Origin of the sequence: Streptomyces sp. CG4 (assembly GCF_041080655.1) — a bacterium.
In the GTDB taxonomy this organism is placed as follows: domain Bacteria; phylum Actinomycetota; class Actinomycetes; order Streptomycetales; family Streptomycetaceae; genus Streptomyces.
Genome location: NZ_CP163525.1, coordinates 5603631 through 5625611, shown reverse-complemented (window position 1 = coordinate 5625611; position 21981 = coordinate 5603631). Strand labels below are relative to the sequence as shown.

Here is a 21981-nt window from a genome sequence, read left to right as displayed (position 1 = left end):
GCGACTCATGACGATCCCCGCAATGACGGGCCACTCCTCCACCGACGACAATGTACGGCGCGACCAGAAGGCTGCCCACGCGCCTCTGGACTCCCTGTCGCAGGCGAAGCGCGAGCTGTTCGCGCAGCGCCTGGCCGGCCGCCGGAACGAATCCGGTAGCCCGGCATCCCGCATCCAGCCGATGCGGGACCGGAAGTCCGTCTGGTCCAACTCGCTCAGCCCTGCGGAGGAACGCTTCTGGATGGCGTACTCCTTCGAGGACCAGTCATCCGCCTACCACATCCCGATCACCTTCCGTCTCACCGGACACCTGGACATCCCCGCCCTGAACGCGGCGCTGCAGAATGTCATGGCACGCCACGACATTCTGCGCACCCGCTACACGCTCCTTGACGACGGGGAGCTGACCGCGGTGGTCGAGGAGCCTCGGGCCTACGCTTTCGAGGTCATCGAGGCTGAAGGCGACCTACAGGAGTTCCTCGTACGGTGCACGGAAGCGCCGTTCGACCTGTCCACCGGCCCGATGCTGCGCCCGGTGCTGGTGCGACGAGGTGACAACGAGTACGTCGTGCACATCACCGTTCACCACATCATCACCGACGGATGGTCGATCGGAAACCTCATCGACGAACTGGCCGCCGCGTACAACGCCAGCATCCAGGGGGTCAAGCCGGACCTTCCCGATCTCGTCTTGCAGTACCGGGACCACGCGATCTGGCAGCGAGCGCAGACCGAAATGTTCGCCCGGCAGGCGGAATACTGGAAGCAGGCTCTCTGCGGGGTGCCGCGCGAACTCGGTCTGCGGACCGACCGGCCCCGGCAGTCGCGGGTGACGGTGCCAGGAAAGTCCGTGACGGTCACCTTCCCCAAGGCCCCGGCCGTGCAACTCGCCCGAGAGACCAGGACCACCCTGTTCATGGTGCTCCTGGCGGCGTACTCAGTTGTCCTTGGGCGGCATGCGAACCGTGAGGACGTAGTGGTCGGGACGCCGATTGCCGGCCGGCAGGATCCGGCGACAGAGCCGCTCATGGGCTGCTTCATCAACACCCTGGTGATGCGGACAGACCTGTCCGGGGAGCCCACCTTCCGGGAACTGCTCAAGCGGGTTCGCAAGTGGACGCTCCACGCCTACGAGAACCAGGACGTTCCCTTCCAGCAGGTCGCAGACGCTGCGATCGAACGTACCGGCGTCCGCAGCACCCTCATTCAGGCATGGCTGGCGTTGCAGAACATGCACAACCCTACGCTCGACCTGACGGGGCTCGCCTCCGAAGACGTATTCGTCACCACTGATGCGACTAAGTTCGACGTCACGTACTACATCACGGAATTCGACAAGGACTTGGAACTCGAAGTCGAGTACGACAGTTCACTCTTCAATGAAAGCACGATACGGGCCTTCGCCGAGGAGTTCGCCAACCTTCTCGAGGCTGCAGCCTCTGATCCGGAGCGTCGACTGTCCGAGATGCCGGGGACTATCCGATGACGGCGTCTATCAGGGAGCCATCGATCTTCCGGCAGGGGAATTTCCTGCTTCTCTGGTCAAGTCAGAGTATTTCGCTTTTCGGTACGCAGCTGACCTACGTGGCGTTGCCTCTGACCGCCGTGGTCATCCTGCATGCCACGCCGCTCGAATCCGGAATCCTGGGCGCTCTCACCACCCTTCCTTTCCTCCTGTTTGGCCTGGGAGTCGGGGCTCTGTTGGACCGGCGCACACGCCGCCCCGTCCTCATCACTGCCGATGTGGTGCGTGCCGTCGCGCTTGCCTGGATTCCCATCGCTTACGGCCTCAATGTGCTGTCGATCCCTCAACTCTTCGCCGTCGCATTTGTCGTCGGTACGATGAGCGTGCTCTTCGATCTCGCTTACCAGTCCTACTTGCCGACCATGATCGGTCGGGCAAGACTGATGGAAGCGAATGCGAAGATGCAGGTGTCGGAGTCGATGGCGGAGGTCGTCGGCCCCGGCGCCGCCGGAGCCCTGATCGGTCTGCTCAGTGCACCGCTGGTGATCGCAGCGGATGCCGTGAGTTTCGTCCTGTCCAGCGTGGCGGTGCTCAACCTGCCGCCGGACAAGTCGCCGGCCGGATACCAGGAGGAAGGTGAGGCAGCCCCTTCGCTCTGGACGTCCATCCGCGAAGGCATCGACGTGGTCAGGCGTCACCCGATCCTTCGGTGGTGCACAGCTGCAGCCGTCCTAGCAAACCTCTTCGAAAGCATCCTGCTCTCGGTGTTCTTTCTGTTCCTTGTCCGGGAGGTCGGCCTCGGATCGACGGAGATCGGTCTGATCGTCGCGGTCGGCGGTGCGGGTGCAGTCGTCGGTGCGCTACTCGTGGAGCGGCTGACCCGTCTGCTCGGAGCCGGCCCCATGCTCGTCGCTGCCATGGCCTTGCCCGGAATCGGCTATCTGATCCTTGGGGCGGTACACGGAACATCCGTATGGACGGTCGGCGTTGCGGCCACGGCGAACTTCATTGCCCTGTTCGGGCTGCCCATCTTCAATGTGACCGTAATCAGCTTCCGTCAAGTTGTGACCCCAGATCGCCTCTTGGGTCGGGTGAATGCAACCGTGCGCACCTTTGCCTGGAGCGCGCTTTCTCTGGGTTCCCTGGTGGGCGGCGCACTGGGCACGACGCTAGGTCTTCGAGAGACGGTCCTGGTTTCCGCGTGCGGCGGGTTCCTCGCCTCACTGCTGCTGCTCTTCTCACCTTTGCGCAGCGTCCGTCAACTTAATGAGGCCGAAGCAGCGGAAGCAGAGTCCGATACGGGTCTCGCGCTCCGGGCAGACACTGAAGAATTTTCCGAGTCCTTGGGAGGTCCGCGATGACCGCAGCAGGTACCGAATCGGCCAACATGCTCAAGCCGTCAACGTTCGTACCCTTCATGTCGCCGGTCGGTGTGTGGGACGAATACGCGACCCCGGAGACCCTGACGGTGCCTCTCCAGGAGCCCTTGGTGCAGCGCCTGCGTGAGGTGGCCGGTGAGCTCTCTGCGAGCGAAGCGGCGATCTTGCTGGCGGCCTGGCGGTCCCTGTACGCGAGGTACACGCAGAACCGTGACGACCAGATGCTGGTGATGACCGAAAGCCCGGTGCCGGTGCGCCTACAGCTGTCTCCGAGCGCGCCGTTCACCGACGTCGTTCGGGCGGCGGCCACCGAGCTGCAGGCCGGCACGGAGGCAGGCAGCCGAACGGGGACTGCTGGCACGGCAGCGGCCGGCGCCGATCTCGACCGCGGGCCGGTACTGTCCTTCCAGTTCCGGCGCAGCCTCACGGAGCCGAGCGTAGGTCACGATGCCCTGTCCGGGGCCAATGTGCCGGGCATCCTCCATCTGGACTGTGCCCGGGAGATGGAGCATCTGAGGCTCACCCTTGCCGGTACCCACGGGCGCGTCGCCAAATCCGACCTGGTTCTGATCGCGGAGGCGTTCGAGCAGCTGCTGACCGACGCGCTGGCGGAGCCGGAAAAGGCGGTCGGTGTGCTCCGGCTGTGTCCGCCGCGGGCTGCCGCGGCACCCCGGAAGGGCCAGTACCTGTCGGTGCTGCACCGCTTCCTTCAACACGCCGAACGCCATCCCAGCCAGCCCGCGGTCCGTTGCGGAGACGAGGTTCTGTCCTACAAAGAACTGAGAGACCGTGCAGCCGCGGTCGCCGCTCTGCTGGATGAGCGTGGCGTCCGTGTTGGGGACAACGTGGCCGTCCTCGCCACGGCCTCACAGGACACGCTGGCCGCGATGCTCGGGACCTGGATGGCGGGGGCGGCGTTCGTCCCATTCGACGCGGCGTGGCCGGCGGCGCGGACCGCATCCGTAATGCAACAGGCGGCGCCGCTGCTCGCGCTCCTTCCCAGTGCCGCCACGACCGTCGACTTGGCGGTGCCCGCGGCATCGGTACCGTCCCCGGTCGGCCCCGGTCGGCTCGAGGTGCCGGCACCGGACGCAACCAACGCGGAGGGTACCGCCTACACGATTTTCACCTCAGGCACCTCGGGCACGCCCAAGGGCGTCGTCATCGGTCATGCTCAGCTGGCCCACTACGCCTCGGCGGTTCTGGAAGAACTGCGGCTGCCCGAGGGATCCGAGTTCGCGGCGGTGTCCACGCTGGCCTCGGACCTCTCCTACACGGCGATCTTCCCTGTGCTGGCCGCCGGTGGATGCGTCCGGCTGCTCGACCTGGACGATGCCACCAGCCCGCAGGCCCTTGCCGAGCGATTCCGGGCGCATCCGGTGGCCGCGATGAAGCTCGTGCCGTCGCACCTGAGGGCACTGCTCGACGAGGCAAGCGACCCGGCGGAGCTGCTACCGAAGGAAGCGCTCGTGCTGGGCGGTGAGCTCCTGCCCCGCTCGCTGCGGGACCGGCTGCGCGAACTCGCCCCCCACCTGCGGGTCTACAACCACTACGGCCCGACCGAGACCACGATCGGTGCCTCCTGTCTGTCCCTAGATGCGGTGCCCGACGAGCGGTGCGCCTCGCTGCCGGTGGGTACGGGCCTCGGCGAGAATGTCCTCACCGTCGTCGACGACGGGGACAACCCGCTCCCGCCGTGGTGCCCCGGAGAGGTCCTGATCAGCGGCCCCGGAGTAGGCATCGGTTACCTGTCGGAGCTGCGCGCGGGACGGTCCGGCTTCGCGGAGCGCGGGACCTCCGGGTCGTACCGAACCGGCGACCTGGGCCGTCTGGTGCCCGGCGTGGGCGTCGAGATCATCGGCCGGCTGGACGACCAGGTGAAGCTGCACGGCTACCGTGTCCAGCTCCGTGAGATCGAGTCGCTGCTAAACCAGCAACCCGGCGTGTCCACGTCTGCTGTGATCGCCCGCGCGGACGACAGCGGTCTCGTTTCCCACCTGGACGCCTACCTGGTGGGGGCCGGGGACCTGAGCGGCGAGACGCTCTCGCTCCCGGACGTCCAGGCTGTACTGGGCCGTCGACTCCCCGCTGCCATGATGCCGACGGGGTGGCAGATCCTCGACCGGCTGCCGCTCACGCCCACCGGCAAGGTCGACCGCGAGGCGCTGCGCCCCGTCGAGACCCGTCAGACCCGGGCCGGCCGTCCCCGTGACTCCGTGGAGCAGCGGCTGCTGGCTCTGTGGGCTTCCGTCCTCGAAACCGATGCCCTCGCACCGGAGGACGACTTCTTCGAGTCTGGCGGCCACTCGCTGCGGGCGATCAAGCTAATCTCCCTCGTGAACAACGCGTTCGGATGCAAGCTGCCCATGTCATCGATCTTCAGCGCCCGAACGGTCGCGGCAATGGCGTCGCTGATACGCACCAGTGAGCGACACGACTCGAACCTGGTGCCCCTGCGGGGTGCGCGGGGCGGGAAGCCCGTCTTCTGCCTGCACGCCGGGGGCGGGAACACGCTGAGCTACTGGGAACTGGCCCGCCTGCTGCCGGACGGTGTGCAGGTCACCGGCGTCGAGTCCTGGGGACTGCATGGCCGGGACCCGCAGGAGAACTACGCGGAGATGGTCGAGGGGTACGCCACTGCCATCGCCGCCGCGACCCAGGAGCCACCCGTACTCATCGGCTGGTGCTTCGGCGGGGCCATGGCCTTCGAGACGGCTCAGGCACTACGCCGGGCCGGTACCGAGGTGGACAGGCTGATCCTGATCGACAGCTCCGTTCCGGGAGCTGACGAGGAGGAGGCCGACGATGCGGCCCAGGAGCCCACGCTCATCAGCCGCTTCGCCTGGCACTACGAACTGGACCTGCCCGAGGAGACGGTTCGTGCTCTCACCTACGAGGACCTGCTCACAGCGATGCAGAACAAGGGGCACCTGCCGCCCGACGCGGGCGAGGACGAGCTGCGCACCCTGCTGGCTGTGTACACATCCAACATGACGGCATCGGAACGGCACTTCGACAAGGAGCCGGAATTCCACACGCCCGACTTCCTCGTCATGCTGGTCCGCGCCGAGCCGTCCGGGCAGCCTCTGGACCGGGACCGGACTTGGGGCTGGGGGGCCGTGGTCGGTCCGGACCTCCGCTTCGCCTCTGTGGACGCGGACCATCACAGCATCATGCGTGAACCTGCTGTCTCCGAGCTCGCCGGTCACATCGGGCAGGCCCTGAAATGAACGAGTTGATCCCGCACAACGAACCCCGTCCCGGGCTCACGCTGCCTGGTCTGGTCACCGCGGCTGCGACTCGCCGGCCGGACCGCCGGGCGCTGGTCCAGGGTGACCAGTCGCTCAGCTACGCCGAGCTGGACCGGCGCTCCGACGTCGTGTGCGCCCACCTGACGGCGCGCGGCATCGGCCCCGGAAGCATCGTGGGCGTCTGGATGGACCGCGGACTGGCGTGGCCGACGGCGCTGCTCGGCATCCTGAAGGCCGGGGCGGCGTACCTGCCGCTGGACGTCAAACACCCGCGGGACCGCGTCGAGTACGTACTCGGTGACGCCGGAGCCGCCCTCGTCCTCGGGTCACGGGACGGCGGGGCACCTCCTTCGGACCGGGTGCCGTTCTCCGTCGTGGAGGATGTCCTCGACATTGATACGGACGCAGTACCGCGGCCAACTGATGCGGATCCTTCGGCATTGGCCTACATCCTCTACACCTCCGGTACCACCGGGCGTCCCAAGGGCGTGTGCGTCGACCACGGCAACCTTGTGCACACGCTGCAGGCCGTCGCCGAGTGCTATGGACTCGTTCCGGACGACCGTGTGCTGCAGTTCTCGGCGCTGACCTTCGACGTAGCGGCCGAAGAGCTGTTCGCCACCCTCATCCGCGGGGCCACCGTGGTCCTCAGGGACGCCGGCCCCGTGCCCGATGTCGGGGAACTGATGTCCCTCGTGGAGCAGCACGGCGTCTCGGTGCTCAATCTGCCCGCGTCCTACTGGCACGAATGGGTCTCCGTTCTGTCCGAGTACCCGCCGTCGCAGTACGCCCAGGTCCGCCTGGTCGTCGTCGGCAGCGAAGCCGTCGACGCCGGAAAGCTGGCGACCTGGCAGGCCTCAGTACCCTCGGACGTGAGGTGGCTCAACGCCTACGGGCCGACCGAGACGACGATCACGGCAACCGTGTACGAGCCGCACACCCCCGGTTCGGGCCCGGCGAACCAGCCTTCCAGCGGGGTCGTCCCCATCGGCCGACCGCTGCCGGGAGTGCGCGCCTACGTGCTCGACGCCTCGCTAAATCCTGTCGCGCCAGGTGAACCGGGAGATCTCTTCATAGCCGGCCCAGGCGTGGCACGTGGCTACCTGGGGGATCGCGCGCGCACCGAGGCGTCCTTCCTCCCCGACCCCTGGGGTGAGCCGGGCGACCGGATGTTCGCGACGCGGGACCGCGTGCGCCGTACGGCCGCGGGCGTCCTCGAGTTCCTGGGCCGCAGCGACGATCAGGTCAAGCTCCGCGGCTTCCGTATCGAACTCGCCGAGATCGAGCACGTCCTCCGGACGCATCCCCGGGTCACCGACGCGGCCGTGGTGCTGCGCGAGGACCGTCCCGGAGACCAGCGACTCGCCGCCTATGTGACGCCAACAGCGGACGCCCGTGCGGGGACCGAAGAACTGCCGGCACACCTGATCACCCTGATGCAGGACAGGCTGCCGGACTACATGGTGCCTGCGAATCTCGTCGTACTGGACGCGCTGCCCCGGAACGCGAACGGCAAGGTCGACCGCCGTGCCCTGCCTGCGCCACCGGCACCCGCTGAGCCGCGCGACGCGGCGTCAGCGCCGCAGACGGGGACGGAACAGAGGCTGAGCGCCATCTGGGCCGATGTGCTCGGCGTGCCGGCGATCGGCGTGGAAGACGACTTCTTCCGCCTGGGCGGGCATTCGCTGCTGGCCACTCAGATGGTGACCCGGGTGCGCCGGGAGTTCCGGGTCGAGGTGTCCTTGCGCCGGCTCTTCGATCACCCAACTCTGGCCGGCTTCGCCGGTGTGATCGAGCGTGCCACCTCTGGCGGCGCGGCACAGTCGGCCGAACCGATACCGGTGACGGCGCGACCGGTACGCACTCCGCTGTCCTTCTCCCAGCAGCGCATGTGGTTCATGGATCAGCTGGTTCCGGACAACGCGTTCTTCAACGTCGCCGAGGCGCTCCGGCTGACCGGCCTCGTCGACGTCGAGGCGCTGCAGGGCGCCCTGAACGCGATCGTCGAACGGCATGAGGTGCTGCGCACGTGCTATCCGAGCCCTGTCGGCCAACCGCACCAGGCGATTGTCCCCAACGCCTCCGTACCGCTGGATAAGGTTGCCGCCGCGGACGAGGAACAGGCGCGGGCCATCGTTGTGGAGCGCATCCGCCAGCCGTTCGACCTGAGCCAGGGCCCGGTCATACGTGCTGGCCTGATCCAGCTGGGAGGGTCGGACGCAGATCACGTCCTGTGGATATGCGTCCACCACATCGCCTACGACGAATGGTCCAACAACCAGCTGCTGCAGGAGCTGTCCGCGCTCTACACAGCACTGACGACGGGGCGGCCTGCCGAGTTGCCCTCGCTCCCGGTGCAGTACGCCGACTTCGCCATGTGGCACCGTGAGTGGATCTCCACGACGGTTCGCGAGCAGCAGCTGGGCTACTGGCGGAAGCAGCTGGCCGGTTCGCCGCCCGCGCTGCCGTTGCGCACCGACCTGCCTCGCCCCAGGCGCCTCAGCCAGCGAGGGGCCGCTGTCACTTTCGACCTCGGCTCCGAGGTCACCGCCGGGCTGCGCAGCCTCGCCGACGCCCAGGGCTGCACGCCGTACATGGTGCTCCTCACCCTTTTCGGAGTGCTGCTGCAACGCTACGGGGCCGGCGAGGACATCCCTGTCGCGACGCCGGTCGCCAACCGGACCCGTCAGGAGACCGAGGCGCTGATCGGGCTCTTCTTCAACACGCTTGTCCTTCGGCTCAACCTGTCCGGTGAATGGGACTTCGGCGAACTGCTGCGCCGCACCAGGGACGTGGCCGTGGGAGCGTACGAGCACCAGGACGTACCGTTCGAGCAGCTGGTGGAGGAGCTGCGGCCGCCCCGGGACCCGAGCCGCAATCCCCTGGCACAAGTGCTGTTCCAGCTGCACAGCAGGCGACCAGGAGCGGGAGAGCTGACGCTGCCCGACGTCACCACCGAGCGGTTCCACTTTCCGTGGACGACGGCCCGGCTCGACCTGGAGTGGCATCTGCGGGAAACGGATGACACCTGCACCGGCATCGTCACCTACTCCACCGACCTCTTCGCACACGACACCGTGGCGCGCATGGTCGACGACTTCGAGACGCTGGTGGCCGCGCTACTCGACACTCCGGACACGCTGCGCACGGTACGGCTGGCCGGTGCCGCGACAGCCACTGGCGAGGACGCCAGAGGGTCCGGCGGCAGCCCGTCGTCCGACGACGAGAACGCGGTAACCGTGTCACCCACCGCGGGGCTTGAAGACATACGGCAGAGCATGTGCGCGGTCTGGAGCGCGGTGCTCGGGCTGAACGAGGTCGGCCTCAACGACGACTTCTTCGACTTGGGGGGCCAGTCCCTGCTCGCCACCCAACTGATCGCGCGGATCGCTAAGACCTTCGGTGTCCAGATCCCGCTGAGCGAGCTGTTCGATCAGTCGACCGTCGGTGACCTGGTCAACGTGGTCGCCGAAGCAAAGGGAATCGCTGCCAAGGACATGTCGCAGCCGGATGCGGAGCGACGAGGAGAGACATGCTGAACACGATCGAAAGCTCCACGAATGGAGCGCTGGAGCAGCTGCGCACCGGACTGTCCTACACAGGTACCGCTCAGTTCGGCAGCTGCGTCCAGCAGGCGACCTGCAACGTCCTGACCGCGCAGGGCCTGGCGGAGGCATCTGATCGGATCGGAGTGAGCTGGGGCTTCGGCTACGGGCCCGATGCCGACCGGCTGCGGTGTGGCGAACGATGGCTCGCCGGGGTCGCGCGACTGTCGGGACTGAACATCCAGCGACAGCGGTTCAACTCGGCGACGGCCGCCTTTACCGCCGAGCAGACCGTGTTGGAAAGCGGTGCGCCGGTGGTGGTCGCGGTTGACTCCTTTGACATCGCCTCGCCTTACCTGGGACGTACCCATCTGATGCACGCGCTGATCGTGGTGGAGTGGGGCTCGGAGTCGGTGACCGTACTCGACCCGATGAACGAGCCGAGGCCGTCGTTCCTGTCCCTCGACACCTACCGTCGTACCCGGGCCAGCGCGGTGGCCAGGAACTTCGAGCTGATCGCTTTCGAGGGGACGGTCAAGCACGCCTACTCCGCGGTCGAGGCGCTCGCTGAGCTGCACACCGACGCTCTCACGCACCGAGAAGCCGGACTGGCCGACCTGGACGCGTTCATCCGTGCGGTGGAGTCCGGGCAGGCTGTGCCTGACGTCGCGGACGTGGCCGCGGAACGCACCTATGCGCAGAAGGTGATCGCAGCTGCTGCCCGAGAACTGCCCGGTCTGGAGCCACTGACCGCGAACGCCGACGCTCTGGCACGTCGCTGGTACTTCGCCCACACCGTGGGGATGGAGGCCGGCGGGCAGGCGCCGCAGCGGATGGCCAAGATCCTGCGAGACCTGCGGGAGCGCGAGATACGGCTGCTCGACGAGCTGGCAAGCACGGTGGAGGCGGCCGGACTCGCACCCGCTGGCAGCTCGGCCGTGCAGGCGCCGCCGCATCTGATCAGTCTCATCTCGTCGATCCTCGCCCAGCAGACCAACGTCGCAACCGAGCGCCTCCGACCCACTGACGATCTCTGGGCGGCCGGACTCACCTCCCTGGAATCCGTCCGCGTGATGATCGGGCTGGAGGACGAGCTGGGCATCGAATTCCCGACATCTCTGCTGGCCCGGAACACCTTTGGGAGCATCGCCGCGATCGCAGAGGCCATCAGCAGGCTGTTGGCTGGAACGTCGAACACCACGGAAGGTCAGGTCGGACGATGACCCTTCAACTGACGGAGCAGCCGGGGCGGGAGCTGGTAATCACTGCCGCGGAAACCGCCGCCCGAACCCTCGCGGACCACGCGGACCAGGTAGACCAGGACGGAATCTTCCCGGAAGCATCCGTCGCCGCGCTCGCCCGGACCGGTCTCCTCAACGCCGTGCTCCCCCACCACTTGGGCGGCATGGGCCTGAGCACTGCCACCCTGGCCCAGGTCGCCCGCACTTTGGGCCGTGCGTGCGGATCGACGGCAATGATCTGGACCATGCACCAAGTGCAGTTGGCTTGCGTCGCGCGAAACCTCGACACCGCGGATGCGGTGCTTGCCGAACTCTTCACCTCGACCGTCGGCAGCAACGGGCTGATCGCCTCGGTCACCTCGGAGCTCGGCGTCGGCGGGAATCTCCGGGAGAGCCGCGTCTCCTGCAACCGTGAAGGAGACCGGGTTTCTTTCGTCAAGCAGGCACCCACCATTTCCTATGGCCTCATGGCGGATGCGTTCCTCATCACCGCACGGCGGAACGAGGAGGCCGCTGCGAGCGACCAGGTGCTGGTGCTGGCGTCCAAGGACCAGGTGGAACTGCAGGACGTCGGGGAGTGGGATGTCATGGGAATGCGCGGCACGCGCAGCCCGGGCTGTCGCATCACCGTCGACGTGCCGTCCACCCAGGTGCTCGGCACCCCGTTCGCCGAGGTCGCGGCCCAGACGATGGTGCCGCTCTCCCACATCCTGTGGAGCGCTGCCTGGATCGGCATCGCTGAAGAAGCCACTCGACGGGCCACACGCCGTCTGCGGCAGGCCGGTCGGCTCGGGAAGTCGGGTGCCGCCCCGGATCTGCGGCTTGCCTCCATCGGACAGCGGCTCGATGCATTGAACGGCCTGCTGCAGAGAGTGATCCGCGGCTATGAGCAACTGGACGAGACGAACACGGGCGTCGTGACCACCGACTTCGCCGTCGAGGCCAACAGCCTGAAGCTAGCTGCCTCCACCGAGACCGTGGAGATCGCTGAGACCGCTCTGGAAATCTGCGGGATGCCGGGCTATCAGGAGCGCGGTGCGTACTCCGTGGCCCGCATGCTCCGCGACCTGTACTCCGCCAGGCTGATGATCTCCAACAGCCGACTGCAAGAGACCAATGCAACTGCGATGCTGATGAGGCGTTATGGCTGACATCATGACCCGTCCCGCTACCGTTCCCGTCGACGAGACCGTGGTGCTGGACACCGGCGTACCCGGACTCGTAGCGTTCGGCTCCACCTTCGAAACACTGATCGACGCGCTGCAGAGGTCCATCGGCCGCCTTGCGGCCGACGACCGCGCGACGAGGATCGGCGTCCCCCCTGTGATCTCACGCCAACTGCTGGAACGGCTCGGCTACGTCGAGACCTTCCCGCACCTGCTGGGAACCGTGCACACCTACGAAGGTGACGACCGACAGTGGCGCGAACTGGCATCGGCCCTGCGCCAGGGGGAGTCCTGGACCCAGCGGCACGAACTCAGCGATGTCGCGTTGCTCCCCGCAGCCTGCTACCACCTGTATCCGCAGCTGGCTGAGGCGGAGTTCACCGCACCGGCGGTATTCGACCTGACGGGGCACTGCTATCGGCACGAGCGCACGGCCGAGGCGGGCCGGATGCGTTCCTTCCGAATGCACGAGCTCATCCGCGTCGACACGCCTGCCTCGGTACTCGGCTGGCGTGACGACTGGATCGAGCGTGCGTCCGGCTGGCTGAGGGCACTGGGACTGACGGTCGCCGTGGAGCCAGCCAATGACCCCTTCTTCGGAGACGCGGGCCGGATGATGGGCAGGATGCAGCGTGCCGATCAGCTGAAGTGGGAGCTCGTCGTCGAGGTGGCGGACGGACTCAGCCAGGCAGTCGTCTCGTGCAACTGCCACAAGGACCACTTCTCGGCGGAGTTCGGGTTCAGGATGGCCGAGGGCGAGGCGCACACTTCGTGCGTCGCATTCGGACTGGAGAGGATTGCGCTGGCCATTCTTCACCGGCACGGCTCGGACCGCCGTAGCTGGCCCGAAGAACTGAAGCGCTAAGCAGACAGAGCGTCAGCCAGCAGGCAAAAAGCCCTCGGTGGAGGACGGCTTCACCAGTGGAGGACTCGTCCACCGGGGGCTTCGTCGTAATACCAGCTCAGATTGCCGATGGCGGGGAGAGATGGATGTCAAGGTCGATTCTGACGAGGGATCCAGTGAAGACAGCGATGAACGGGGCGGCTTCGGTGCTTGGCGAGGACCGAGGTAGGAGCTTCGCCTTCATGCTCGGTGGGCCGCACACAGGAGGTGCAACCGAGTCGCTAGCGCGCCGCGCCGCCGGGGGTCTTCCCGTGACGGTCGAGCGGAGTTGGCTACGTTTGAGTGAGCTCTCGTTTCCCGTGCAGACGGTTCCCGAGACCGAGGCGGCGGAAAAGAGGATGCTCGACGCCACTCTGGAGCACACTGACATCGTGGTGGTGTCTCCGCTGTACTGGTATAGCGTTTCCGCGCAGACCAAGCTGTATCTGGACTACTGGGCGTCCTGGATGACTCGACCCGGCCTGGACTTCCGGGCTCGGATGGGCGGCAAGACGCTGTGGGCAGTCAGCACGTTTGCCCGTGGCGAGGCTCAAGACGCCCAGCCTCTCGTCGGTATGTTGGAGCGGACCGCCCAGTACCTGGACATGACGTGGGGAGGCGCCCTGCTCTGCCGAGCGCACCGCACCGGCCAACTGGCAGGTCACGACGCCAGCCGTTATGCCGATTTCTTCGCCACGGCACCGAAGGACCCCTTTCTGCGAACCAAACGAGTTGGTCCACTACGCCACGCAGAGGAACTTGAGGCATCTTGAAAATCGCGGGCCCCGCCCCTTGATTGCCCCCTGCTGTGGGCTTAACAGGGGTGCGGGCCCGCCACGCGAACACCAGGGACGTCGCGGCGCGTGGAACAAAATCAGTTTACAAAGTTACCGCGAAAACGGGGGTGTGAAATTTCAAGAATCCTCATCAGAACGAAATTCTGTCTTCGAAAAATCAGCCCCTGCGGCCAGTAACTTACAGAAAGTTCTCCACGTGAAACCCTTAAACTCGTACACAAGTGGCGGTATGGAGCCATACGCACCCCTCGACGAGATCGCCGCCATGGAACGATTGGCCGAGCGAGTCGAGGTCGCGAGCAATTCGCGGTCATACGCCTCTGAGGAGATGCTGGACGGGCCCATGTTCAGCGTTACGACCTCCAGCAGCGAGGGCATGCACCACATTCTCGACATCTCCCCGCAGCAGCCAGTGGATAGCCAGGAGTCTGTCCACCCAGGGGCGACCGAGTCCGAACTCACCCTGCTGCGCTCAGCTGTCAGAGCCGCGCTTGACGTCATGGGCCACGAGTTCGGTGCTGCCCGCACTACGGTCGCCATTACTGACAGCGGCCCCCGGATCGCCACGATCCAGCTCGATGACGTCTCCCCGGACGCCGCCGGATAACTCGACGAGACGGACGTTCCCAGCCGAGGTATCGCCGCAGGAACGATATAGGAATGCTTGCCCTGAGGATGGGTGATGTCAACAGCGGACGACACACGAAGGGCCCTGACATGGGACGCAGGCTGGCTACATTGATCGGGATCACCACCGCAATACTGGCTTTCGGTCTGACTTCCGCGGCGGAAACGGGGCATGCCCAGTCGCATCACGCGGAACGGCACTCTCTTGCCGAGGGCAAAGGGCCGACGAGTGCCGGGGCATAGTGGCTTCGGCACCATGGTGGATGCTGGCCATATTGGCCGATTCGTGGCAATCAATCCGCAACAGTGCTCACCGGGATATGACGTCGAGCCCCCAACCCGGTGCACGTATCGGGACCTCTCACAAGGAGCGCTGTCCAGCCGCAGCCGTCCTCAGCTGCGCCAGCGCCCCTCGGGTACGTTCATCGAGGCGAACAACTCCTCACATGCCGCTCGGTGTTCGGCGGCAGTCACGGCATCGTGCAGGGCCTCTGCAGCCCGAGCTATGCCGAGGCGCGAATACGCCTCTTCAGGGCGGTATCGGAGCCTGGCGGCTAGCTCATGGGCCTGCCTGTGGAGGTCGAGCGCTCGGCGGTGATCTCCGTGCTTGTGAAGCACCCGTCCGATCACGTTCTTGACCTTGACGGACCGCAGCAGTGACACGCTCGACGTGATGCGGTCCAACGAAGCCTCGACGTAGTCTGCGGACTGCTCCTGTTCGCCCAGACGGTAGGCGACCTCCGCAGACAAGGCCAGAGCGAGAGAGACGATCCCTGCCTCTCGGGTGTCGTCGCACAGGTCTCGTGCCTGAGTCAATGCGGCGTCCGCGTCCGTGTACCGACCCAGACCTACATATGCGAGGCCCAGGTCGATGAGTGCTACCAACTTGTTCTCGTGTTGGTCGAGTTGCTGGGACAACGCCACCGCGCGCCTTGCCGCATTGGCGGCCTCCTCGTGGCGGCCCCACTGCTCGTACAGCGTGCTGAGGATGGTCAGGCTCTCCGACTCAGCTCGGAAGAGCCCCATCTGTCGCTCCTGCGCGATTGCTCTCTCCAAGTGGGCCAAGGCCTCCGGAAACTCCCCCAGCAGGCTCTTGTAAAGCCCCAGTGTGCTGTCACTGTGGGCCTCGGTACCCCGGTCTCCAAGGCGTTCAGCGAGACTGCGGGCTTCCTGCGCCACATCGACTCCCTCGGCGAAGTCCCCCAGTTCCCAGCAAGCAACCCCCAGGTTGGCAAGGCTCACCCCAAGCAGGGCATCGTCTCCTAGGCGACGAGCGGCCGTTACGGCGGTGCGTGCCAGCTTTTCGAACTCATCCAGGAGCCCATGCGCGTTGAGATAGAAGATGACGTTGCGCGCCAGGCACACGGCATGTCGGTCATACCCGCGGCGAACGGCCAGTGCGACGGCGGAGAGCAAGGTGTTTTGCTCCCTGGCAAACCACATCTGGGCCTGTTCAGCGGTCTTCACGGCGGGTAGTTCAAACGGAGAGTCGCCGATGCCGGTAGATATGCTCCGCCGTCCGGGGAAGAGGACATCGCACGCGGCCTCGGTAACGGTGAGGTAGTGGCTGAGCAGACGCTCCACTGCCGCTTCGTCAGTGGATGCCGGATCGCTGCCGTGCAGACCTCGGGCGAAGCTGCTCACCAAGTCGTGGAAGGCGTAGCGGCCGATCTCCGGCTGTTCGACGAGATGCACGTCGAGGAGGAGCTCCAGCGCCTCCTCACCGTGGTGTGGCGGCGTCCCGAGCAGGGCACCCGCGGCGTACACGTCAATGCCGCCGCCAGGGTGTAGGGCCAGCGTCCGAAAGGCGACGCGGTTCTTCTTGTCGAGAGCCTGATATGACAGCCGCAGGGTCGCGGCGACACTGCGTTCTCCCGTACTGAGCTCTTCCAGTCGCCTCGTCTCGTCTTGGAGCCGGTCGACCATGTACTGCAGGGTCCAGCGGAACCGTTTACCGAGCCGGGCAGTGGCGATGCGGAGGGCGAGCGGTAGGTAGTCGCAGAGCCGGGCCAATTCGGCGGCTGCGGCTGATTCCGCAGTAACACGCCGTTCACCCAGCGTTTCCCTAATTAGGGTGAGGCTTTCTTCAGGTGTCATCACCCCCAACGAGAGCCAGTGGGCACCATCCAGGTCGATAAGGCGGGCCCGGGTGGTGAGTAGAACAAGGCATCCGGGTTCGGTTGGCAGTAGCGAGCGGACATCCGTTGTGTCCGAGGCATTGTCGAGGAGGACCAACAGTCGTTTGCCAGCGAGCGCCGTACGCCACTGTGCGGTCCGGCCGGCGAGGTCCTCGGGTATCCGGTCGTCGGGCAGACCGAGAACCCGCAGCAGAGTTCCCAAGGCGCTGACAGAGCTCGTGGGTTGTTGGCCGGGAGCGTAACCACGCAGGTTGATGTAGAGCTGTCCGTCCGGGAAGGAGTCGGCAAGCCGGTGTGCGGCCCGCACCGCCAGCGACGTCTTACCGCTCCCACCCATCCCATCGATAGCAATGATCTGAGTGCCTGCGCCCCCTACTTGGCGTGCTCGATCAAGGATCTCATCCAGTTGATGTTCACGTCCGGAGAAGTCCGAGATGTCATAGGGCAGTGTGCACGGCGAGTCGACGGCAGACAGCGGCTGAGCGGAAGTACTCCGGGGCGACCAAGGAGCAGCCAACTCTGGGCTTTCCCGGAGAATGTCCTCGTACAGTTTGGTCAAACTGGGACCTGGATCAATGCCCAGTCCTTCCACGAGTAGCTCGCGGACCTTGCTGTACTCGGCGAGGGCTTCCGCCTGACGTTCCGACCGGTGCAGGGCGAGCATCAACTGTCCCCGCAGTGCCTCCCGTAGTGGGTACTGGGCGACGATCTCGCGAAGATCGCCCACCAGTTCGGCGGCTTCTCCGCGATCAAGTCGAACATCGAACAATTGCTCGACAGCTCTCAGTCGACGTTCCTCCAGCGCTGCGGCGGTAGCTTCGATTGTCGGGCTCGCAGACCCGCCCAGCACCGGGCCGCGCCACAAGGCGAGTGCCTCCCCCAGCGCTCTGGCGACTTCTGTCGTGTTACCGACCGCTGCAGCGTCCCTGCCCCTTGCGAGCAGCGCATGGAACATGCCCAGATCGAGCTGATCGGGTGACACCGCAGCCCGGTATCCGGGGCCATCGGTGACCAGGATTTCCCCGCCCCCGACGAGCCGACGGCGGAGGTCGGCCACTGCCTTGCGTACCTGGTGCGTCGCGGTGGCGGGCGGAGCCTCGGCCCAGGCCGCTTCCACCAGCCGGGCGACAGGCAGCATCGTGTCGCTTTCAAGTAGCAAGGCGACGAGGATCCGTTCCTGGATCAACCCGCCGAGGCGGAGGCGTTCAGTACCGACCCATACCTCCAATGGCCCCAGCACGTTAAATCGGAGCTTTCCATGGGGGATTGCCCCCATTCCTTCGTTGTCGTGCCCCATACAGTCTCTCCCCCGTACTTGCAAACCGCATCGATCCTAGGTGGTTTCGCACAGGCCAACCAGTGCGATGTTCGCCGCTGTGGGGCTCGGAACAACATCATCGCGGTGTCTGATTTGCCAGCTGACGTAGCTTTGCCCGGTTTCAGATCAGGTTACCTGGGGTCGTAACGGCCAACCGCCAGTGGTCGGCTTGTCAAGCATTGCGGGGCGGAGTCTCCGGCCACACCAAGGTGCGCTCTGGGTTTCTATGGCTTATAGGTCACTTGACATGGAAGCTATGGGCGTCCAGCAACGGCGATCTCTGGCCGCCGTACCGCCCGAATCGACTTCGCCATTACTCTGTCTGCATGACCCCAGCCGATCTTGCTGCGCTAGTCACCGACTGTGTGCACGCCGCGATCTCAGACGCACGCATCCCTGCTGATCCGCCCACCTCCGTCCGGGTCGAGCGACCCCGACACCGCAGTCACGGAGACTACGCAAGCAACGTCGCGCTGCAGCTCGCCAAGTCCGCCGGACGACCCGCACGCGAAATCGCCGAGGCGCTCGCGCCCTACATCAACGCTGCGCCGATGGTGCACTCTGTGGAGGTTGCGGGACCCGGCTTCCTCAATATCACCCTCACGTCGGCTGCAAAAGGCATCCTGGCCCAGAACATCGTTCAAGCCGACGGTGCTTACGGTCGTACGGACCGGCTCGCTGCCCTTCGGCTCAATCTCGAATTCGTTTCCGCCAACCCAACCGGACCGGTCCACATCGGCGGGGCTCGGTGGGCGGCGGTTGGTGATGCTCTGGCCCGGCTGCTCGAAGCGGCGGGTGCGCAGGTGACGCGGGAGTACTACTTCAACGACGCTGGAGCACAGATCGATCGCTTCGCCCGGTCCTTGTTCGCCACCGCCCAAGGCGTCCCTGTGCCCGAAGACGGCTACAGCGGCGCATACATCCAGCAGATCTCGGATGAGGTACTCAAGCAGCGACCGGACGCCCTTGGATTGTCCCCCGTCGATGCCTTGGCCGTCTTCAGGGACGTTGGGACAGGGTTGATGTTCCAGGAGATCAAGACTTCCCTCGCCGGCTTCGGTACCCGTTTCGACGTCTACTTCAACGAGAAGGACCTGCATGATGCGGGTGAACTTGAGGCGGCCGTGGCCCGGCTGCGTAAGAGCGGTCACGTCTATGAAGCGCAGGGCGCGGTGTGGTTGCGTACCACCGACTTCGGGGATGACAAGGACCGGGTACTGGTCAAGGGTGACGGCAGTTGGACCTACTTCACCGCCGACTGCGCGTACTACCTGAACAAGCGGCAGAGGGGTTTTGACCGAGTCGTGATCATGCTCGGTGCTGACCATGTCGGTTACGTGGGTCGGATGCGGGCCATGGCAGCCTGTTTCGGCGACGACCCGGACGCCAACCTCGAGATCCTCATTGGCCAGTTGGTCAATCTTGTCCAAGATGGCCGGCCGGTGAGGATGAGCAAGCGGGCCGGCACGGTGCTGACTTTGGACGACCTTGTGGAGGCGGTCGGAGTGGACGCCGCCCGGTACGCACTCGCCCGCGCCAGCGTGGATGCGGCCATTGACCTCGATCTCGACCTGTTGACCCAGAAGACGAACGATAACCCCGTCTATTACACGCAGTACGCCTACGCCCGGCTGTGTGCCGTACAGCGCAAAGCTGCAGCGATTGGTGCCGAACGAGGCAAGGCCGAGGACTTCGACCCAGCACTTCTCACGCACGAGCGCGAGGTCGATCTGCTTCGTATGCTGGCCGAGTTTCCCAGCGTCGTGTCCACAGCCGCCGAGTTGCGTGAGCCACACCGGGTTGCGCACTACCTGGAGCAGTTGGCGGGTACTTACCATCGGTTCTACGACAATTGCCGGGTGTTGCCCCGAAATGGTGAGCAGCCCACCTCGCTGACCCAGGCCCGGCTTTGGCTCACCGACGCCAGCCGGGTGGTACTGCGTAATGGGCTACACCTTCTCGGGGTTACTGCGCCGGAACGCATGTGAGCGCGTGCCCTGCCATGAGTTGGATCCCGACGCACTCGAAGTGGAGCCCGCGCCGGTGGCGGCAGGCTGCCCAGTGCTGTCTTCCACCTGACAAGGAACGCGGGCAATGCGGTCGCTGAGTGAGTCAGCGGGTGTTCCGCGAGTGTGCAGTAGTCTCAGCACGCTTGTGGGAGAGTTGTCAGGCTCCGGGGCTCCACTGGTCGATGAGCGACGTCATGCTCGCTACGGGGCGTTCGTCGTGCCCATTTACCCACCCCACAGCGGGCGGCGAAGCCGCCCTGCCTCGCTGGCCTGCGGATTCCGGTGTCTTGATCCCCTACACCACCTGGCGGGACACCGCCAGCAACGGTTACTTCCGCTGGAGTGGTGTATCGACGACCACTCGGTGATCTCGTTTTGTGGCTATGCGGTGAGTTCGGTGGGCAGAGCGATCCCGTCGGTTTCTGACTCGATCGGGTGGGGGCGGGCTTTGGCCAGTAGGTCGAGTCCCATGTAGCGGCGGGCCTCGGTCCATTCGTCGTTCTGCTCGGCCAGGACCGCGCCGACCAGGCGGATCAGGGCAGTGCGGTCGGGGAAGATGCCGATCGCGTCGGTGCGAAGCCGGATCTCCTTGTTCAACCGTTCCTGCAGATTGTTCGACCAGATCTGCCGCCAGATCTCGCGCGGGAAGGCGGTGAAAGCCAGCAGGTCGTGCTGGGCGGAGTCCAAGTGGGTCGCGGTCTTGGGGTACTTGGCGCCCAGCGCGTCCAGGACGTGCTGCATCTGGGCCTGAACTGCGTCGGTGTCGGGTTGTTCGAAGACGGTCCGCAGCAGGGTGGCCACCCATGGCTGGGCCGACTTGGGGACCTGGCTGAGCAGGTTTCTGGCGTAGTGGGTGCGGCATCGCTGCCACGATGATCCGGGCAAAACCACACCGACCGCGTCGACGAGGCCGGCATGGGCGTCGGGGATGACGAGCTGGACACCGATCAGGCCGCGGGCGATGAGCGAGCGCAGGAAGGCGAGCCAGCCAGCGCCGTCCTCGCAGGTGGCGACGTCGATGCCGAGGATCTCGCGGTGCCCGTCGGCGTTCATGCCGACCGCGATCAGAGCGTGGACGTTGATGATGCGGCCGCCCTCGCGGACCTTCTGGGTCAGCGCGTCCACCCAGACGAACGCATACGGCCCGGCATCCAGGGGTCGGTTGCGGAACGCGGCGACCTGCTCGTCCAGGTGCCGGGCCATCGCGCTGACCTGGGACTTCGACAGCTGGGTCACGCCGAGGGACTCGGCGAGCTTCTCGACCCGGCGGGTGGAGACACCCAGCAGATAGGCGGTCGCGACCACCGAGACGAGAACCTGCTCGGCCCTCCGGCGGCGTTCCAGGAGCAAGTGCGGGAAGTAACTGCCCTGGCGGAGCTTGGGGATGGCCAGTTCGACCGTTCCCGCGCGGGTGTCCCACTCGCGCGAACGATAGCCGTTGCGATGGTTGACGCGTTCGTCGCTGACCTGCCCGTATTCGGCGCCGCAGACGACGTCGGCCTCGGCGGACATGAGCGTGTCGGCGAACGTCTTGACCATCGCGCGCAGCAGATCGGGACTCGCCGCGGCGAGGTTGACCTCGGCGAGGGGGTGCCGGGGCACACTGCCAGATGCGGTCATCGTGCTGATCTCCTTCGGGCTTCGACACCTCGAAGATCAGCCGGTGGCCGTTCGTCTATGCGGTCCTCGTCCAGGCGCCGGAGCAAACCCCCGGATCAAGTCGAACCCGTACGCCACTGCCTTGGACGCAACCGGACCGCGCCTCTCCCGAGCCGATAGCACCGTTTCAAGGTGCGCACACCTGGTCTGTCACCTGAGCTCCCTCTAGCCGCTCTAATGGATGACAAGAGCTTTCGGGGGCTGGGCAGGACGGAGCAGGAGTCCTGGATGAGCCGTCGCAACCCGTACTGCAGGCTGCCCCGGTACGAGGCGGGTCAGGTCGTGTTCGGCTTGTCCGGGTGGGGGGATTCCTGCCTCAGCTGACCTGCGGCAGGAACTGCCGACGGAGCAGTCACGTTGCGGGCGCCATCTCCTGTCTTACCTAGGAAACGTGGGGTGACACAGCCCTCCTGAACGTCGCTCGACGACTGGGCTGCGGTCGGGTTCCTAAGGCACTCCGCACGGGCGACGTAGCAATTCCCTCAGGCCGTCACACGTGGTCA

12 protein-coding genes are annotated in these 21981 nt (G+C 65.8%); 10 read left to right on the top strand and 2 right to left on the bottom strand.

Features of this window, described 5'->3' with window-relative positions:
- Positions 1-7 precede the first annotated feature (7 nt).
- The 9 genes from AB5L52_RS25680 to AB5L52_RS25640 all read left to right on the top strand — a co-directional run bounded on the left by AB5L52_RS25680 (position 8) and on the right by AB5L52_RS25640 (position 14334).
- On the top strand, positions 8-1486 hold the full coding sequence (locus tag AB5L52_RS25680; protein ID WP_369366459.1) for a condensation domain-containing protein: 1479 nt from the start codon (positions 8-10) through the stop codon (positions 1484-1486).
- Entirely contained in the window at positions 1483-2826 is a 1344-nt protein-coding gene (locus AB5L52_RS25675) for an MFS transporter (protein ID WP_351564428.1), read from the top strand. The genes AB5L52_RS25680 and AB5L52_RS25675 overlap by 4 nt, the downstream gene beginning before the upstream one ends.
- Positions 2823-6074 carry an alpha/beta fold hydrolase gene (locus tag AB5L52_RS25670; RefSeq protein ID WP_369366456.1) on the top strand — a complete coding sequence of 1084 codons (3252 nt, stop codon included), beginning with the start codon at positions 2823-2825 and terminating at the stop codon, positions 6072-6074. Before AB5L52_RS25675 ends, AB5L52_RS25670 begins: the two co-directional genes overlap by 4 nt.
- Complete coding sequence (locus AB5L52_RS25665; RefSeq protein ID WP_351564432.1) at positions 6071-9634, top strand: amino acid adenylation domain-containing protein; 3564 nt, start codon at positions 6071-6073, stop codon at positions 9632-9634. The genes AB5L52_RS25670 and AB5L52_RS25665 overlap by 4 nt, the downstream gene beginning before the upstream one ends.
- Positions 9628-10863 (top strand): phosphopantetheine-binding protein, encoded by a 1236-nt coding sequence (locus tag AB5L52_RS25660; RefSeq protein WP_369366454.1) that lies wholly within the window; start codon positions 9628-9630, stop codon positions 10861-10863. Before AB5L52_RS25665 ends, AB5L52_RS25660 begins: the two co-directional genes overlap by 7 nt.
- Positions 10860-12032 carry an acyl-CoA dehydrogenase family protein gene (locus AB5L52_RS25655; RefSeq protein WP_351564436.1) on the top strand — a complete coding sequence of 391 codons (1173 nt, stop codon included), beginning with the start codon at positions 10860-10862 and terminating at the stop codon, positions 12030-12032. The genes AB5L52_RS25660 and AB5L52_RS25655 overlap by 4 nt, the downstream gene beginning before the upstream one ends.
- 43 nt (positions 12033-12075) lie before the next feature.
- On the top strand, positions 12076-12912 hold the full coding sequence (locus AB5L52_RS25650; RefSeq protein WP_369366450.1) for an aminoacyl--tRNA ligase-related protein: 837 nt from the start codon (positions 12076-12078) through the stop codon (positions 12910-12912).
- 125 nt (positions 12913-13037) lie between these two features.
- Entirely contained in the window at positions 13038-13703 is a 666-nt protein-coding gene (locus AB5L52_RS25645) for an NAD(P)H-dependent oxidoreductase (RefSeq protein WP_369366448.1), read from the top strand.
- 253 nt (positions 13704-13956) lie between these two features.
- Positions 13957-14334: a hypothetical protein gene (locus tag AB5L52_RS25640; RefSeq protein ID WP_369366446.1), complete on the top strand. Its 378-nt coding sequence runs from the start codon at positions 13957-13959 to the stop codon at positions 14332-14334.
- A gap of 413 nt (positions 14335-14747) precedes the next feature.
- Here AB5L52_RS25640 and AB5L52_RS25635 read toward each other — a convergent pair whose 3' ends face one another.
- On the bottom strand, positions 14748-17789 hold the full coding sequence (locus AB5L52_RS25635) for a BTAD domain-containing putative transcriptional regulator (RefSeq protein ID WP_369366445.1): 3042 nt from the start codon (positions 17787-17789) through the stop codon (positions 14748-14750).
- Between the two features lie 347 nt (positions 17790-18136).
- Between AB5L52_RS25635 and argS the strand changes: the two genes are divergently transcribed.
- Positions 18137-19798, top strand: a complete 1662-nt coding sequence (gene argS / locus AB5L52_RS25630; protein ID WP_369366443.1) for an arginine--tRNA ligase — start codon at positions 18137-18139, stop codon at positions 19796-19798.
- A gap of 402 nt (positions 19799-20200) precedes the next feature.
- On the opposite strand, the gene AB5L52_RS25625 is transcribed toward argS, so the two are convergent.
- Entirely contained in the window at positions 20201-21439 is a 1239-nt protein-coding gene (locus tag AB5L52_RS25625; RefSeq protein WP_369366441.1) for an IS256 family transposase, read from the bottom strand.
- Positions 21440-21981 lie beyond the last annotated feature (542 nt).